At 60.2% G+C, this 16,666-nt stretch carries 15 protein-coding genes; 8 read left to right on the top strand and 7 right to left on the bottom strand.

Annotation, left to right across the window (positions count from 1 at the left end; genetic code table 11):
- Positions 1-49: 49 nt before the first annotated feature.
- The 7 genes from M1D89_RS02090 to rpmH all read right to left on the bottom strand — a co-directional run bounded on the left by M1D89_RS02090 (position 50) and on the right by rpmH (position 4,411).
- A complete protein-coding gene (locus M1D89_RS02090) occupies positions 50-1,105 on the bottom strand; it encodes a ParA family protein (protein WP_157367099.1) in 1,056 nt (351 codons plus the stop codon).
- A gap of 87 nt (positions 1,106-1,192) precedes the next feature.
- Complete coding sequence (gene rsmG, locus M1D89_RS02085) at positions 1,193-1,843, bottom strand: 16S rRNA (guanine(527)-N(7))-methyltransferase RsmG (protein ID WP_011776793.1); 651 nt, start codon at positions 1,841-1,843, stop codon at positions 1,193-1,195.
- A gap of 6 nt (positions 1,844-1,849) precedes the next feature.
- Positions 1,850-2,401, bottom strand: coding sequence for a Jag family protein (locus M1D89_RS02080; RefSeq protein WP_498647583.1), 552 nt, complete (start codon positions 2,399-2,401; stop codon positions 1,850-1,852).
- Positions 2,401-3,390 (bottom strand): membrane protein insertase YidC, encoded by a 990-nt coding sequence (yidC, locus tag M1D89_RS02075; RefSeq protein ID WP_091464261.1) that lies wholly within the window; start codon positions 3,388-3,390, stop codon positions 2,401-2,403. The genes M1D89_RS02080 and yidC overlap by 1 nt, the downstream gene beginning before the upstream one ends.
- 16 nt (positions 3,391-3,406) lie before the next feature.
- Entirely contained in the window at positions 3,407-3,892 is a 486-nt protein-coding gene (gene yidD, locus M1D89_RS02070; RefSeq protein WP_498647581.1) for a membrane protein insertion efficiency factor YidD, read from the bottom strand.
- Positions 3,822-4,232, bottom strand: a complete 411-nt coding sequence (gene rnpA, locus M1D89_RS02065) for a ribonuclease P protein component (protein ID WP_043470913.1) — start codon at positions 4,230-4,232, stop codon at positions 3,822-3,824. Before rnpA ends, yidD begins: the two co-directional genes overlap by 71 nt.
- Positions 4,233-4,273: 41 nt before the next feature.
- Positions 4,274-4,411, bottom strand: coding sequence for a 50S ribosomal protein L34 (gene rpmH / locus M1D89_RS02060; protein WP_011776797.1), 138 nt, complete (start codon positions 4,409-4,411; stop codon positions 4,274-4,276).
- A 465-nt stretch (positions 4,412-4,876) separates the two neighbouring features.
- On the opposite strand from rpmH, the gene dnaA reads away from it, so the two are divergent.
- From dnaA to M1D89_RS02020, 8 genes are all read left to right on the top strand, one after another.
- Positions 4,877-6,295, top strand: a complete 1,419-nt coding sequence (gene dnaA, locus M1D89_RS02055; RefSeq protein WP_498647578.1) for a chromosomal replication initiator protein DnaA — start codon at positions 4,877-4,879, stop codon at positions 6,293-6,295.
- Positions 6,296-6,868: 573 nt separating this feature from the next.
- The gene (gene dnaN / locus M1D89_RS02050; protein ID WP_011772783.1) at positions 6,869-7,993 is read left to right on the top strand and encodes a DNA polymerase III subunit beta; all 1,125 of its coding nucleotides are present in this window, start codon (positions 6,869-6,871) and stop codon (positions 7,991-7,993) included.
- Positions 7,994-8,058: 65 nt separating this feature from the next.
- Positions 8,059-8,943, top strand: a complete 885-nt coding sequence (gene gnd / locus M1D89_RS02045) for a phosphogluconate dehydrogenase (NAD(+)-dependent, decarboxylating) (protein ID WP_498647576.1) — start codon at positions 8,059-8,061, stop codon at positions 8,941-8,943.
- Between the two features lie 23 nt (positions 8,944-8,966).
- Positions 8,967-10,160, top strand: a complete 1,194-nt coding sequence (recF, locus tag M1D89_RS02040; RefSeq protein WP_498647575.1) for a DNA replication/repair protein RecF — start codon at positions 8,967-8,969, stop codon at positions 10,158-10,160.
- Entirely contained in the window at positions 10,147-10,701 is a 555-nt protein-coding gene (locus tag M1D89_RS02035; RefSeq protein ID WP_454808952.1) for a DciA family protein, read from the top strand. Before recF ends, M1D89_RS02035 begins: the two co-directional genes overlap by 14 nt.
- 336 nt (positions 10,702-11,037) lie before the next feature.
- On the top strand, positions 11,038-13,116 hold the full coding sequence (gene gyrB / locus M1D89_RS02030; RefSeq protein WP_017199753.1) for a DNA topoisomerase (ATP-hydrolyzing) subunit B: 2,079 nt from the start codon (positions 11,038-11,040) through the stop codon (positions 13,114-13,116).
- A gap of 63 nt (positions 13,117-13,179) precedes the next feature.
- Entirely contained in the window at positions 13,180-15,849 is a 2,670-nt protein-coding gene (gene gyrA / locus M1D89_RS02025; protein ID WP_498647572.1) for a DNA gyrase subunit A, read from the top strand.
- Positions 15,846-16,550, top strand: a complete 705-nt coding sequence (locus tag M1D89_RS02020; RefSeq protein ID WP_402938789.1) for a DUF3566 domain-containing protein — start codon at positions 15,846-15,848, stop codon at positions 16,548-16,550. The genes gyrA and M1D89_RS02020 overlap by 4 nt, the downstream gene beginning before the upstream one ends.
- The last annotated feature ends 116 nt before the right edge of the window (positions 16,551-16,666 follow it).

Below are 16,666 nucleotides of genomic sequence, written 5' to 3'. Positions count from 1 at the left end.
GAATAGCCGAGCACGGACCGGCCCAAGCTGTTGCAGTGTTTCAAGAATTCTAGCGTTCAGCTATTTCGGCGGCGGCTTCCATGTAGGAAAGCGCGCCGCTCGAAGAAGGATCGTACGTCATGACTGTCTGCTGGTAGCTCGGAGCTTCCGAGATGCGTACCGACCGTGGAACTACGGCACCCAGAACCTGCTCGGGGAAATGCTGGCGAACCTCAGAAGCAACCTGGGCAGCCAGGTTCGTCCGGCCGTCGTACATGGTAAGGAGAATGGTGGAGACGACGAGGTCAGCATTCAAGTGCTTCTGAATCATCTCGATGTTCTTGAGCAATTGGCTCAGGCCTTCCAGTGCGTAGTACTCGCACTGGATGGGAATCAGCACCTCACTGGCGGCGCAGAACGCGTTGACTGTCAGCAGCCCAAGACTTGGCGGGCAGTCGATGAAGATGAAGTCCAGCCGGCCTTCGCCATTGCTCTCGCGCTCCTTGGCATAGACGTCAATGGCGCGGCGGAGTCGCTGCTCGCGGGCAACAAGTGAAACAAGCTCAATCTCGGCGCCAGCCAGGTGAATGGTGGCGGGCGCGCAAATCAGGTTGGGTATGTCAGGGCATGGAGCTACAACGTCTTTGAGGGGGAGATCGTTGATGAGCACATCGTAGATGCTGTCTACGTCAGCGTGGTGCTCAATGCCCAAAGCCGTGGAGGCATTGCCTTGGGGGTCGATGTCGATCACCAACACGTTGAGACCGGCAGACGCCAAGGCCGCAGCGATGTTCACGGTAGTGGTGGTCTTACCTACACCGCCCTTTTGATTGGAAACCGTGAAGATGCGGGTTTTGTCAGGCTTAGGCAGTTCCCGGCCGATCAGCCGTTCGCGGCGTCGGGTTTCGTTGGCCAGCTGCCGGGCGATGGGACTGGAATCATCGATGGAATCCATGACGTTACGCACTCCATCTGAGACGGTTTCACGTGAAACGGCAGCATTATCAACCGAATCAGTACGCACAATTGCGGATTGGAGAGATGCAGAGGGTGTAGCCATGGCCCGCGCGGACCCCAAAGACATAAACGGGGGAATTCGCTGCGTGGAGGTTTCACTACTACCCACTGGTCACACTCTCACTCTCATTCGGCGCTTGCTGCCGTTCTCTAGCCTAACCGCTCGACCGCCGACACGCGGGAAACCGAGCGGGACCTACGCCGTCTTTCCGGGCTTGTTGACGATGATCCTCACCACGGTGGTGGGTTCCTCCAAAAGCTCCTGTCCACAAACCACAACTGACGTTTCCACGCCTCCAAGTTTGCGGATGACCTTCTTTGCCTTCTCAATCTCTTCCGCGGCGCTGCGTCCCTTGATGGCCACCACTTCTCCGTGACCATTCAGGAGAGGGATGGTAAGACCAGCCAGATTGGAGAGGGCAGAAACGGCCCGTGCTGTAACGACGTCAGCATCCACCATTCCGACTGCGAGCTCAGCCCGGGTCCTCATGATGGTGACGTTGTCCAGGCCGAGGTCATCAACAACCTCCTGGAGCCAGATGACACGACGCTCCAAAGGCTCAATCAATGTCAGCTCAAGATCCGGGCGGGCAATGGCCAAGCAAAGGCCCGGAAGGCCCGCGCCGGATCCGACGTCGGCAACATGGCTGTCCATGGCAATGGCGGACTCTATTACTGCACAGTTCAGGACGTGACGGCTCCAGAGGCGCGGAATCTCACGGGGGCCTATCAGCCCGCGTTCCGTCCCCGACGTAGCCAGGTGTTCCACGTAGCGCTTGGCAAGATCCAAGCGCTCCCCAAAAATTTTCTCTGCCGCTTCCAGTTCAGCTGCCGTGATTTCAACCATGAGCTGCTAGTCAGCCGAAACGACGATGTGGCGGCCAGCGCCTTCGCCCTCGGACTCGGAGACGAATCCGAGGTCAGCAACGGCGTCATGGACGATCTTGCGCTCGTAAGCACTCATCGGTTCAAGGGCAACCGTGCCGCCATCGGTCTTGACCTTGGCAACGGCGTCCTCGGCAATCTGCTGAAGCACGCCGGCACGTTCCTTGCGGTATCCGTTGATGTCCAGGACAAGACGTGAACGGCTTTCGGTGGCGGAAAGGACCGAAAGGCGGGCCAGCTCCTGCAGGGCTTCCAGAACTTCGCCATCGCGCCCGACGAGACTGTCCAGCGCTGCAGATTCTTCATCAGCACCGATGGAGATGTATGTGCGTCCGTTGCGGACCTCAATGTCGATGTCACCGTCGATGTCGGCGATATCCAGGAGTTCTTCGAGGTAGTCGGCGGCGATGTCGCCTTCCTCTTCCAAACGGCTGGCTGTCTTGGACTGCGTCTCTTCCTGCGAGTCCTCTTGGTCTTCGGTCACAGCGGTCATTGCTTCTTCGGTGCTCTCGGCAGACATTACTTCTTCTTCCTGTTCTTACGTTGTGGCTGGACGCGCTGGGCCCTGATTTCGGCGGCTGCCGCAGCGGCAGCTTCGGCTTCAGCGGCAGCGTCCGCGGCGGCGTTCTTCTTTCCGCCCAACAGCGGGGGCAGGCCCTTTGCGGCGCGGCGCTCTTCAAGCGCCTTGGCTGCGGGGGATCCCGGCGTCGGCATACGGCGGATAACGAAGAACTGCTGGCCCATGGTCCAGAGGTTGGTGGTGGTCCAGTAGATAAGGACACCGATCGGGAAGTTGATGCCACCGATACCGAACACGAGCGGCAGGATGTAGAGCATCATCTTCTGCTGACGCATGAAGGGGCTGGCCATGGCCTCTTCCGACATGTTCTTGGCCATGATCTGCTTCTGCGTGATGAACTGCGAGGCCGTCATGGCAATGATCATGATGATGCTCAAAACCCAAACAGCCACAGCGCTGTTGCCACCACTGGGGTCACCGTGAAGGAGCGAGGCGGACAGCGGCGCACCAAAGATGCTGGACGAATCGAACTGAACTACCTGCTCGTGACTCATGGCACCAACGCCCTGGCCCTGCTTGGCGTTGGTGGAGATGCCCGACAACACCTGGAACAGTGCAAAGAAGAACGGCATCTGGATCAGCATCGGCAAACAAGCCGAGAACGGGTTGGTCCCGTGCTTCTTGTACAGCGCCATCTGCTCCTGCGCCATGGCCTGGCGGGACAGCTGATCAGTCTTGCCCTTGTACTTGGTCTGAAGTTTCTTCAGGTCCGGCTGCAGCAGCTGCATGCCGCGCTGCGCTTTGATCTGCTTGACGAATACAGGAATCAGGGCGGCACGGATCACCAACACGAGGCCGATGATGGACAAAGTCCACGTCCAGCCGTTCGCGGCGGGCAGGCCAATGAAGCTCAGTCCCTCGTGGAAGCCAACCATGATGATTGACACCAGCCACTTGAACGGAAACATGATTGTTTCAAAGAAGTCCATACGATATCCCTATTCGTTAGGCCGCCGAGCGGCCTTCTTCATCAGCCTGAGCAGCCAGGAACTGGTCCGGATTGTTCAGTACAACAATTGTGGGCGTCCGGCCTTCAGGCCAATGACGATGGCCGGCGGGGACATGGTCCACTCCACCGGCGTTCCAAGGGTGACATTTGGCGAGCCTTGTGGCTGCGAGCCAACTGCCCTTCACGGCGCCATGCACCGTCACTGCTTCCAAGGCGTAGGCCGAGCAGGAGGGAAAGAAACGGCAAACCTGGCCGTAGAGGGGCGAGACGACCTTACGGTACGCCTTCAGCAAGAGAATGAGGACGTTGCGGGGCAGCTCCCAGAGGAACGTGCCTACCGCCGCCGGAAGGCTCCGATGTGGAACCTTCCCGGAGGGGTCGCTTGAGGAAGGAACGACGGCGGTGCTTATGTCATGCACGCGGTGTCCCTTCCGTTGTGGTGCCGTTGTGTTCGGTCGAAGCGTTGCGTGGAGCTGAGCCACCCAATCGCTTCGTCGTCACTGCCAGTGCGGCGTTGTAGTCCGAGAGCAACTGCTCCCAGCTGGCTGTTGCAGCTGCGGGCAGTGCCCGGACTACTACCGCCAGACCCGTTCCATGCGTGTGCAAGGACAGTGCGCCTGCTTCTCTCAGTCTCCTCTTAACGAGGTTCCTGGTCACGGCGTTCCCGACGGCTTTGGAGACAATGAAGCCGATTCGACTCGGCTCCCCGGCCCCGATAGAGGCCGTATATAACACTAAGTTCCGGCGTCCATTGCGGACGCCGGAACGTACAGTTGTTGAAAAGTCGGTAGACGTCCGCAGACGGTTAGGGGTGGCTAGCACCGTCGAACCCGCAAAAAGACCCTGACCGACAAGTCAGTTATTTACGCCGACAGTTCGACGCGGCCCTTGCCGCGACGGGCAGCCAGGATGGCGCGGCCGGCACGGGTGCGCATACGAAGGCGGAAGCCGTGCTTCTTGGCCCGACGGCGGTTATTCGGCTGAAAAGTCCGCTTGCTCACGTTAGTTACTCCAGTGGATCAAAGGTGCGCCCACCCGATCAAAAAAGGGGAAGAACTGGCCGACGCTAAGTTTTGTATGTGCCTGCCGCCGTTGCCTCCCGCACGATGAACGTACGGAGTTACAACTGATCTCAAAAGCGGACACAAAGGACTTCACAACGTTAGGGCAAAAAGGCACCCACAGTCAAACCGGGAGCCTGCCGGGGAGGTATCCACAGCTGTGTCCAACCGCAGTTCCCAGCCTGTGGATGAAGTGGCTCACAGCTCGCTTTTGAGAACCACAACGGTGTAATTATCCACAGGCAACTTCCCAGCTATCTTCTAGCGATTTCATCCCCTAGAGTGGCTCAGTAGCCCAATGTCCACCCGCTGTGTATAACTCTGTGGATTATCGCCCAGAACAGCGCCGCCGGAGACACTTCGGCTGCCAGCAACGCCGGCAAGCAAGTATTTAGGAACTGATTGATGACAGTAGACGAAGCCAACCACGCCAACACTGTCGGAAGTTCCTGGCGCAGGGTGCTGAGCCTCATGGAACAAGACGACCGGGTCTCACCCCGTCAGCGCGGTTTCGTCATCCTCGCCCAGGCACAGGGCCTCATCGGTTCAACCCTGCTGGTGGCCGTTCCCAATGAACTCACCCGCGAGGTCCTTCAGACGCAGGTCAAGGACGCCTTGGACGATGCCCTACGCAATGTCTTCTCGGACGACATCCGCTGTGCAATCGACGTTGACACCGATCTGGTGCCCATCCACGCCGAGCCCGAACCCGCCGTCGAGCTTTCCGCAGTATCCGACTTCGCCGAACCGAAGCCGCAGCCCACGCCGCCGAGTACCTCGCACGAGTTCGGCCGACTGAACCCGAAGTACATCTTCGATACTTTCGTGATCGGTTCATCAAACCGCTTTGCCCATGCGGCTGCAGTAGCCGTCGCTGAAGCTCCGGCGAAGGCTTACAACCCCTTGTTCATCTATGGCGATTCAGGTTTGGGCAAGACCCACCTGCTCCACGCAATCGGACACTATGCCCGCCGGCTCTACAGCGGCATCCGGGTCCGCTACGTGAACTCGGAAGAATTCACCAACGACTTCATCAACTCCATCCGCGATGACGAAGGCACCAGCTTCAAAACCACCTACCGCAACGTGGACGTGCTCCTGATCGACGACATCCAGTTCCTGGCGGGCAAGGACCGGACCCAGGAAGAGTTCTTCCACACGTTCAATGCCCTGCACAACGCCAACAAGCAGGTCGTCATCACCTCCGATCAGCCGCCCAAGATGCTCGCCGGCTTCGAAGACCGCATGACGTCCCGTTTCGAGTGGGGCCTGCTGACGGATATCCAGCCGCCTGAACTCGAGACCCGTATCGCGATCCTTCGCAAGAAGGGCCTCAGCGAAGGTCTCTCGGCGCCGGACGATGCCTTGGAGTACATCGCTTCCAAGATCTCCAGCAACATCCGGGAACTTGAAGGCGCGCTAATCCGCGTCACGGCGTTCGCAAGCCTCAACCGCCAGCCGGTGGACGTGGCCCTCGCTGAAATGGTTCTGAAGGACCTCATCACCGACGACGGTGCCCAGGAAATCACGGCAAAACAGATCTTGGACCAGACAGCTGACTACTTCAAGCTCAGCATGGAAGAGCTCTGCAGCAAGTCCCGTACACGCACCCTGGTGACGGCACGGCAGATCGCCATGTACCTGTGCCGCGAGCTGACGGACATGTCCTTGCCGAAGATCGGACAGGAGCTCGGTGGTCGTGACCACACCACGGTTATCCACGCAGACCGCAAGATCCGCGAGCTGATGGCAGAGCGCCGTGTGATCTACAACCAGGTCACGGAGCTGACCAACCGGATCAAACAGCAACAACGAGACTCCTGAAATCCACATCGCGCCCGGCACTACATACCTTATTAACAGGTGCATGTGGATAAGCCTGTGGATACTTAAGGGGACAAGCTCGGTTAATGGGCTTAAAACCCTTAAGCCATCTGTGGATCGTTAAAAACGGCCTGGGAGTTGTCCCCATCCACACCCTGTTTAAAACCCAGTTAACGCACAATCCGTGAACAGGGCTTAACCGCGAAACGACGCGGTGAGATCGGGTTATCCACAGTTTCCACAGCAGTTATTAACACTACGAATCCCAAAAAATTGAAATCCCTCAAATAACAATCTCGTTCTGCCACCCGTCCCGTCCCTCAAACGACAGAGCAGGAGTCAGGCCGTGACCGGTCTCCACTGTCCACATACGAGGGCTCCTGCCCGACGGGGATGGGTTAATCGCGGATCTTCCGGCTAAGCTGTCAGCAGCGCTCCCATCCTCGGGTCTGCTTGTAGTTCGCTAAGTGCGGACCATGCAGGTTCCGGTCCCGGACTGCGAAGATTTAGCGGCTTCCAAGCAGGAAGCCGCAGCTACTACATGGCAGCAGCAATGAAAGGCGGCACCCTTCCGTGAAGTTCAGAGTCGACCGCGACGTCCTGGCAGAAGCCGTTACATGGACCGCGCGGTCGTTGTCTCCGCGGCCGCCCGTACCCGTGCTTTCCGGCCTCCTCCTCAAAGCCGAGGCGGGAACCGTTAGCCTCTCCAGCTTTGACTACGAGACCTCAGCTCGTTTGGAAATCCCCGCAGATATTGCTGTTGAGGGCACCATCTTGGTTTCCGGGCGCTTGCTTGCGGACATCTGCCGCAGCCTTCCATCGGCTCCTGTCGAAGTCGAGACTGATGGCAGCAAAGTCACTCTTACCTGCCGCCGAAGCAGCTTTCACCTGGCCACCATGCCCGAGTCCGAGTACCCGGCACTCCCGGCACTTCCCGCGATCAGCGGCACCTTGCCTGGCGACGCGTTCGCCCAGGCCGTGTCACAGGTGATCATTGCAGCAAGCAAAGACGACACCCTGCCGATTCTCACCGGCGTTCGCATGGAGATCGAGGATGACCTCATCACGCTCCTTGCCACGGACCGCTACCGCCTCGCCATGCGCGAGGTCCCGTGGAAGCCTGTAACTCCGGGCATTTCCACCAGCGCCCTGGTCAAATCCAAGACCCTGAATGAAGTGGCCAAAACCCTCGGTGGCAGCGGCGACATCAACCTCGCGCTTGCTGACGACGACAGCCGTCTCATTGGCTTCGAAAGTGGTGGACGGACCACCACTTCACTTCTGGTTGACGGAGACTACCCCAAGATCCGCTCACTCTTCCCGGACTCCACGCCGATCCATGCAACAGTCCAGACCCAGGAACTCGTTGAAGCAGTTCGGCGTGTTTCGCTCGTGGCCGAGCGAAACACCCCCGTCCGTCTCGCCTTCACCCAAGGCCTACTGAATCTCGACGCCGGTACTGGTGAAGACGCGCAGGCTTCCGAGGAGCTGGAAGCCCAGCTTTCCGGTGAAGACATCACCGTTGCCTTCAACCCGCATTACCTTGTTGAAGGCCTAAGCGTCATCGAAACCAAGTACGTTCGTTTCTCCTTCACCACTGCCCCGAAGCCAGCCATGATTACGGCCCAGGCTGAAGCGGATGGCGAAGATCAGGACGACTACCGTTACCTTGTGATGCCGGTCCGCCTCCCCAACTAACTGCGAGCCAATTGGGCCCAGCCCGGCACCGTCTCCCGCCACCTCCACAGAAAAGAGTTCACACTGTGCACATCGGACTGATCGGCCTCGGAAAAATGGGTTTCAACATGCGGGAACGCATGCGGAACGGTGGCATTGAGGTCACAGGTTTTGATCGCAATCCTGATGTCACGGACGTCGCGTCGGTTGATGAACTCATCGCTGCATTGCCCACTCCACGGTTGGTGTGGGTGATGGTTCCGTCGGGTGAGATTACTGATGCCGTCGTGACGGAGCTCGGCGACAAGCTCAGTCCGGGCGACTTGGTCATCGACGGCGGCAACTCACGTTTCACGGAAGACCAGAAGCACGCTGCTGCACTCGCCGAAAAGAGCATCCGCTTCGCAGATTGTGGTGTGTCCGGCGGTGTTTGGGGCCTCCAGAACGGTTACGGCCTTATGGCAGGCGGCGCCGATGAGGACATTGAACTTGCCATGCCCGTTTTCGATGCACTCCGTCCTGAGGGTGAACGGGCAGACAGCTTTGTCCACGTTGGCGGAGTTGGTGCGGGCCATTACGCCAAGATGGTCCACAACGGCATTGAGTACGGCCTGATGCAGGCATATGCCGAGGGCTACGAGTTGCTGGCTGCGAAGGACATCGTGAAGGACCTTCCGGGAACTTTCCGTGCGTGGCAAAAGGGCACGGTTGTCCGCTCCTGGCTCTTGGACCTCATGGTAAAGGCATTGGACGAAGATCCGGGCCTGGCCTCGATCGATGATTACGTCGAGGACTCCGGCGAAGGCCGCTGGACCGTAGAAGAAGCAATTGCCAACGCAGTGCCCGCGCCCGCCATTACGGCCGCACTCTTTGCTCGCTTTGCCTCCCGCGAAGACAATTCGCCTGCCATGAAGATGGTTTCCGCTTTGCGCCACCAGTTCGGCGGCCACGCCACCCGTCCGGCCAACTAGGCCGCAGGAGTCCTGCAAACGGCGTGTACCTCGAACATCTTTCGCTGACGGATTTCCGAAGCTATGCACAGGTCGACTTGAAACTCGGCCCCGGCGTGACGGTCTTGGTGGGTTCCAACGGAATCGGCAAGACCAATCTCATGGAAGCCATCGGATATCTGGCTACGTTGAGTTCCCACCGGGTTAGCACGGATGCTCCGCTTCTTCGTTTCGGCACGGAGCGCGCCATGATCCGGGCGAGGCTCGTCCGCGGTGAGCAGTCAACGGTCATCGAACTTGAAATCAATTCCGGGCGCGCGAACCGGGGACGCATCAACCGCAGCAACCCGGTCCGGGCCCGGGACATTTTGGGAATCTGCCAAACGGTGTTGTTCGCACCCGAGGATTTAGCACTGGTCAAGGGCGATCCTTCGAATCGGAGGCGCTTTCTGGATGAGCTGCTGGTGAGCCTGGTTCCGCGGCACGCTGCAACCCGCAGCGACTACGACCGTGTGTTGAAGCAACGCAATGCCCTGCTGAAATCGGCCCGCACCGGCAAGTTCACCGCCGGGCACGAGGCGACCCTGGATGTCTGGGATCAGCACATGGCCCGTGCCGGCGCGGAGTTACTGCACGCACGCCTGGAACTTGTGGAGCGCTTGCGTCCCCACCTGAACAGCGCTTACGCCCAGCTCACTGATGGATCCAAGGACGCTGGAGCCGTCTACCGCTCAACCATTCAGGGCGTACTTGACGACGACGGCGGGCCGGCCGACCAGGGAACGGAGCCTTCGGCGTCGGTTGATGACCTCCGCCTGCTGTCCGTTGACGAACTTACGGAGCGCTACATCCAAGCCTTCGCAGCGTCCAGAAAAAAGGAACTGGAACGCGGCATCTCCTTGGTAGGTCCGCACCGCGACGAACTGGAACTCGTTCTGGGACAGGCCCCGGCCAAGGGGTACGCGTCGCATGGTGAAACGTGGTCCATGTGCCTGTCAATGCGCCTGGCTTCCTACTACGTGATGCTGGATGACGCCCGGACCGGTGGCACTGCGCCAATCCTCATCCTGGACGACGTTTTCGCCGAACTGGATGTCCATCGGCGGCGTAAACTGGCAGCAATAGTCGCTGGTGCCGAGCAAGTGCTGGTGACTGCCGCCGTCGATGCCGATATTCCCGAGGAGCTGGCCGGACGGCGCGTAACCGTTGTTCCGGGAGGCATCGATGGCGAAGGATAGCCACGACGGACTTCAACCCGGCCGTGAGCCGGATGAAATTGATGCTGCCCAAGCGGCACTGAACCGGATGCGCGAAGCCGCAGCTGCCCGCGGCGAAGTACGGCAACGCGCGCCGAGGCCCGGATCTGTTCCGAAACGCAAAGGGCTGCGGGATACCAGAGGCTTCACCCAATTCCACGGCAGCGGCCGTGATCCCTTGGGACTTGGCAAAGTAGTAGGCCGTTTGGTGGCCGAACGCGGTTGGACATCTCCTGTGGCCGTCGGCTCGGTCATGGCGGAGTGGGAGACTCTGGTGGGGCCGGACATCTCCGCCCACTGCACGCCGGAGAGCTTCACTGACACCACGCTTCACGTCCGTTGCGACTCCACGGCTTGGGCCACACAGCTGCGGCTTTTGAGCACCAGCCTCCTGGAGATGTTCCGCAATGAACTGGGCGAAGGAGTGGTCACGAGCATTCAGGTGTTGGGACCTTCAGCTCCAAGTTGGCGAAAGGGCGGACGCAGCGTCAACGGTCGCGGACCGAGGGACACTTACGGCTAAACGGCGTGCAGGGCGTTTCAACGCCCCCGAGTCGTATAGGCCCCCGTCGGGACCACCGTAGGGCCATTGAAGATAGGGCCAGCGGTCTCCTACGGCTATATTCAGCTCTCGGCTGCCCCCGTATTTGCAAGGATTCACGCGTTTCCACGATAGAATTGGCGTAGATCACTGAGCGCCGGTGAAACGTCGTCGGGTCTTGAATCCACTCCTGTGGCATCGGGGACCCCTTCGTCGGAGTAAACGGCGCAATCAGTCACGTGCCCGTTGGCGGCCGCGGTTCGCCGTGGGCAGCTCCGGGAACGGCCGACATCGAGTACAGAGGAGTCGAAAGCGCCTGTGGCTAACGACAATGCAGAGACCTTGGCAGTAGAGCCCGAAGAGGAGACTGTTCCCAAGCCTGACACGCCCGCGGAGGCGCCCAGGGAGTACGGTGCCAGCGATATTACCGTGCTGGAGGGTCTCGAAGCCGTGCGCAAACGCCCCGGCATGTACATCGGCTCAACCGGTCCCCGCGGCCTGCACCACTTGGTCTATGAAGTGGTGGACAACTCTGTTGACGAGGCCTTGGCTGGTTACTGCAGCCACATCGAAATCACGCTCCGTGCTGATGGTGGAGTCCGCGTTGTGGACGATGGCCGCGGCATTCCCGTGGACATTCACCCGACCGAGGGCAAGCCCACCGTTGAAGTGGTCATGACCATCCTGCACGCCGGCGGCAAGTTCGGAGGCGGCGGCTATGCCGTTTCCGGTGGTCTTCACGGTGTTGGCATTTCCGTGGTTAACGCCCTGTCGCGCCGGGTTGACACTGAAGTCCGCCGCCAGGGTCACGTTTGGCGCATGACCTTCGCCGACGGCGGCAAGCCGCAGGGCGAACTCGTCAAGGGCGAGGCTACCGACGTGACGGGGACGTCCCAGACGTTCTACCCGGACGGCACCATCTTCGAGTCAACCGAGTTCGACTTCGAGACTCTGCGTGCACGTTTCCAGCAAATGGCCTTCCTCAATAAGGGCCTGCGGATCACGCTCACTGATGAGCGTCCGGTCAACCGTGATGGGGATGACGATCTCGATCTCGACGCCGTCGCAACCGAAGGCGAAGTAGCCGCCGAGCACCGCACCGTCGTCTACGAATACCCGGACGGCCTGTTGGACTACGTCAAGCACCTGAACTCGAGCAAGAAGGTTGAAATCGTCCACGAGGACGTCATCGCTTTCGAAACCGAAGATACTGAGCGGCACATCGCCGTCGAGGTTGCCATGCAGTGGACCACCGCTTACTCAGAAAGTGTCCACACGTATGCAAACACGATCAACACCCATGAGGGTGGAACGCACGAAGAAGGTTTCCGCGCCGCGATGACCTCGCTCATCAACCGCTATGCGCGGGAGAAGAGCATCATCAAGGAAAAGGAAGACAACCTCACCGGCGATGACATCCGCGAAGGTTTGACGGCCGTTATCTCGGTGAAGCTTTCCGAGCCGCAGTTCGAAGGCCAGACCAAGACTAAGCTCGGCAATTCCGAGGTCAAGGGCTTCGTCCAGCGAGTTGTCACGGATCAGTTGGGTGACTGGCTGGAACGGAATCCCGGCCCGGCCCGCGATGTCATCCGCAAGGCCATTTCCGCTGCCCAAGCCCGCATGGCAGCTCGCAAGGCCCGCGATAACGCCCGCCGGAAGAGCCCGCTGGAGTCCTTCGGCATGCCCGGCAAACTCTCTGACTGCTCTTCAAAGGATCCCTCACGTTGCGAGGTTTACCTTGTGGAGGGTGACTCGGCCGGTGGTTCCGCCAAGCGTGGCCGTAACCCGGAGACCCAAGCCATCCTGCCGCTGCGAGGCAAGATCCTGAACGTGGAGCGCGCCCGCCTGGACAAGGCGTTGGGTAACGCCGAAGTCCAGTCCATGATTACTGCCTTCGGAACGGGCATCGGCGAGGACTTCGATATCGCCAAACTGCGCTATCACAAGATCGTCCTGATGGCCGATGCTGACGTCGATGGGCAGCACATCACCACCCTGTTGATGACGCTGCTGTTCCGCTACATGCGTCCGCTCATCGAGAACGGTTACGTGTACCTGGCGCAGCCGCCGCTGTACAGGATCAAGTGGTCCAACGCAGCCCACGACTACGTTTACAGCGACCGCGAACGCGATGAAACCATCCGCAAGGGCGCCGCGATGAACAAGCGACTGCCTAAGGACAACGGCATCCAGCGCTACAAGGGCCTTGGCGAGATGGACTACACGGAGCTGTGGGATACCACCATGGACCCGGATCGTCGCACGCTGCTGCAGGTCACCATGGACGATGCACTGGCCGCCGATCAAACCTTCTCCGTCCTGATGGGCGAGGACGTCGAATCGCGCCGTAACTTCATTCAGCAGAACGCCAAGGACGTCAGGTTCCTCGATATCTAGGGGCCCACAGGGGCCACTGAATATTCCAGAACTGACATATACCTGAAACGGAAACCTTAGATTATGAGTGACGAAACTCCCGAAGTCCCGGCGGAATCCAACGCCGATGACGTCATCCTTGAGGGCGATGTGCTGACTGACCGCGTGGAACAGGTGGACCTGCAGACGGAAATGCAGCGGTCCTACCTGGACTACGCCATGGCCGTTATCGTCGGTCGAGCCCTCCCGGATGTCCGCGATGGCCTCAAGCCGGTGCACCGCCGCGTTTTGTACGCAATGTTCGACGGCGGATACCGCCCCGACCGCTCGTTTAACAAGTGCGCCCGCGTTGTGGGCGACGTCATGGGTACGTACCACCCGCATGGCGACATGGCGATTTACGATGCCCTGGTCCGCCTGATCCAGGACTGGACCATGCGCTACCCGCTGGCACTCGGACAGGGCAACTTCGGTTCGCCCGGTAACGACGGCGCTGCTGCACCGCGTTACACCGAAACGAAGATGGCCCAGTTGGCCATGGAAATGGTCCGCGACATCGACGAGGAAACCGTCGACTTCCAGGACAACTACGACGGCAAGAACCAGGAACCCACCATCCTGCCGGCGCGTTTCCCCAACCTGCTGGTCAACGGCTCCTCAGGTATCGCCGTCGGTATGGCCACCAACATTCCGCCGCACAACCTTCGCGAGGTTGCCGAAGGCGTCCAGTGGGCGCTTGATAACCCCACCGCCACGCGCGAAGAGCTCCTCGAAGCACTGCTGCTGCGTATCAAGGGCCCCGACTTCCCCACGGGCGCCACCATTCTTGGCCACAAGGGCATCGAAGACGCCTACCGAACCGGCCGCGGTTCCATCACCATGCGGGCCGTGGTCAATGTGGAGGAACTCCAGGGCCGCACGTGCCTGGTGGTGACCGAGCTTCCGTACCAGGCCAACCCGGACAATCTGGCCATCAAGATTGCCGAACTGGTCAAGGACGGCAAGATCCAGGGCATCGCGGACCTCCGGGATGAAACCTCCGGCCGTACCGGCCAGCGCCTGGTGATCGTGCTCAAGCGCGATGCCGTAGCCAAGGTGGTCCTCAACAACCTGTACAAGCACACTCAGCTGCAGGACAACTTCTCTGCGAACATGCTGGCAATCGTCGACGGCGTCCCGCGCACCCTGAGCCTGGATGCCTTCATCCGGCACTGGGTTGCACACCAGATGGATGTCATTGCCCGACGGACCCGCTACCGCTTGCGCAAGGCTGAGGAAGAAGCGCACATTCTGCGGGCACTCCTCAAGGCACTGGACATGCTGGACGAGGTCATTGCGCTGATCCGCGCCTCCAACACCACGGAAGCGGCCCGCGAGGGCCTCATGGAACTCCTGGAGATCGACGAACTTCAGGCCCGCGCCATCCTGGACATGCAGCTGCGCCGTTTGGCTGCCCTGGAACGCCAGAAGATTCAGGACCGCCACTCCGAGCTCGAAGCGATGATCCAGGAATACAACGCGATCCTGGCTTCCGAGGAACGCCAGCGCCGGATCATCAGCGAGGAACTCGCGGAGATCGTTGCCAAGCACGGCGACGACCGCCGTACGCACATCCTGATGGGCTTCGACGGCGACATGTCCATGGAGGACCTGATCCCCGAAGAGGAAATGGTTGTCACCATCACCCGTGGTGGCTACGTAAAGCGCACCCGCAGCGACAACTACCGTTCGCAGCAGCGTGGCGGTAAGGGCATCAAGGGTGCGCAGTTGCGTGGCGACGACGTGGTGGAACACTTCTTCGTCACCACCACGCACCACTGGTTGTTGTTCTTCACCAACCTTGGACGCGTGTACCGGGCAAAGGCTTACGAACTGGCAGAAGCCGGCCGCGATGCCAAGGGCCAGCACGTTGCCAACTTGCTGGCTTTCCAGCCCGATGAGCACATCGCCCAGGTCCTTGACCTGAGGGACTACCAGCAGGCTCCGTACCTGGTCCTGGCCACAAAGAACGGATTGGTCAAGAAGACACGGCTGGAGGACTATGACACCAACCGTACGGCCGGTGTCATCGCCATAAACCTGCGCGATGAGGACGAGCTTGTCTCGGCCCAGCTGGTCAGCGAAACCGATGACCTCCTCCTGGTGTCACGCAAGGGCCAATCCATCCGCTTCACGGCCACCGATGATGCTTTGCGTCCCATGGGCCGCGCCACGTCCGGTGTGACCGGTATGAAGTTCCGTGAAGACGACGAACTGCTCGCCGCAGACGTTGTCCAGGACGGCTCCTTCGTCTTCATCGTGACCGAGGGCGGCTACGCCAAGCGGACCGCCGTGGACGAGTATCGGCTCCAGGGCCGTGGTGGCCTGGGCATCAAGGTGGCCAAGCTTGCTGAAGACCGTGGTGACCTTGTTGGCGCACTGATCGTGCAGGAAGAGGACGAAGTCCTGGTGGTCATGGAGGGTGGCAAGGTTGTCCGCTCGGCCGTAACCGGCGTCCCCGCCAAGGGCCGCGACACCATGGGTGTCATCTTCGCCAAGCCGGACAAGAATGACCGCATTATCGAAGTCGCGCGCAACAGCGAACGCGGCTTGGAAGTAGAAGAGTCAGAGGACGGACTCGACGATGACGTAACGTTGGCTGCAAACGACGGCGCCTCCGAGGCGACCGTGACGGACGAAACGGAAAACGACGCAGACCCGGATATCGAAACGGGCGCGGAGCTGAACGAAGACAATACCGGAGGTAACGAGTGAGTAATTCCGACTCATATCCCAAGCCGAGCACAGGTGTCCCCGGCGGACTCCGGCAGCCCTCGGGCAGCGCACAGGCAGGAACGCCTGCACGGCCCCAGCAGCGTCCCGGAACCGGTTCTTCCGGCGCCGGCGCAGCCGGAGCACGTCCCGCAGGTGGCACCAACTCCGCCCAGCGGCCTACCGGCGCTCCCGGCCAGCGTCCTGCCACCGGGGCTCAGCGTCCCGCCGGTGCCCCAGGCCAGCGTCCCGCGCAGCCCGGCCAGCGTCCTGCAGGCACGGCTACCCAGCGCCCTGCCCAGGGTGGTCCCGGACTTGTGAAGCCGGCCCCCAAGGCAAAGGTTCGCCGCGCGCGCCTCCTTGTCAGCAAGGTAGACCCTTGGTCAGTGCTGAAAATGGCATTCCTGCTGTCTGTTGCATTGGGCATCGTCACCGTCGTGGCAGCAATTGTTCTCTGGACTGTGTTGGATCTCACAGGCATCTTTAATCAGGTGGATAGCCTTCTCGGCACCTTGGCGGGCTCCGAAGGCAGCGGGTTCGAACTGAAGAAGATTGCTTCGCTTGGCCAGGTGGCGTCGTTTGCCACCATCATCGCCGTGGTGAACGTGGTCCTGTTGACTGCACTGTCCATGCTTTCGGCCGTGCTGTATAACATTTCCGCAACGTTGGTTGGTGGCGTTGGCGTCACCCTGACCGACGACTAACAAAAATCCCCGGAAATACGCCGAAATCGGCGGAAAACATCCGGGGAAATGCCTCGATTTGAGATCGGGCCGGGATGTGCTGTACAGTCATATCTCGGCCCGATGAGGCATCGGGG

The sequence above is a fragment of the Arthrobacter sp. D3-18 genome, from assembly GCF_054408525.1.
Note: the sequence above shows the minus strand (reverse complement) of the source record. Positions and strands in the feature narration are given on the sequence as shown.

Coding starts and splice junctions, on each gene's coding strand:
- rsmG (WP_011776793.1), bottom strand. CDS start 1,843: ATGGTTGAAATCACGGCAGCTGAACTGGAAGCGGCAGAGAAAATTTTT.
- M1D89_RS02080 (WP_498647583.1), bottom strand. CDS start 2,401: ATGTCTGCCGAGAGCACCGAAGAAGCAATGACCGCTGTGACCGAAGAC.
- yidC (WP_091464261.1), bottom strand. CDS start 3,390: ATGGACTTCTTTGAAACAATCATGTTTCCGTTCAAGTGGCTGGTGTCA.
- dnaA (WP_498647578.1), top strand. CDS start 4,877: ATGACAGTAGACGAAGCCAACCACGCCAACACTGTCGGAAGTTCCTGG.
- M1D89_RS02035 (WP_454808952.1), top strand. CDS start 10,147: ATGGCGAAGGATAGCCACGACGGACTTCAACCCGGCCGTGAGCCGGAT.
- gyrA (WP_498647572.1), top strand. CDS start 13,180: ATGAGTGACGAAACTCCCGAAGTCCCGGCGGAATCCAACGCCGATGAC.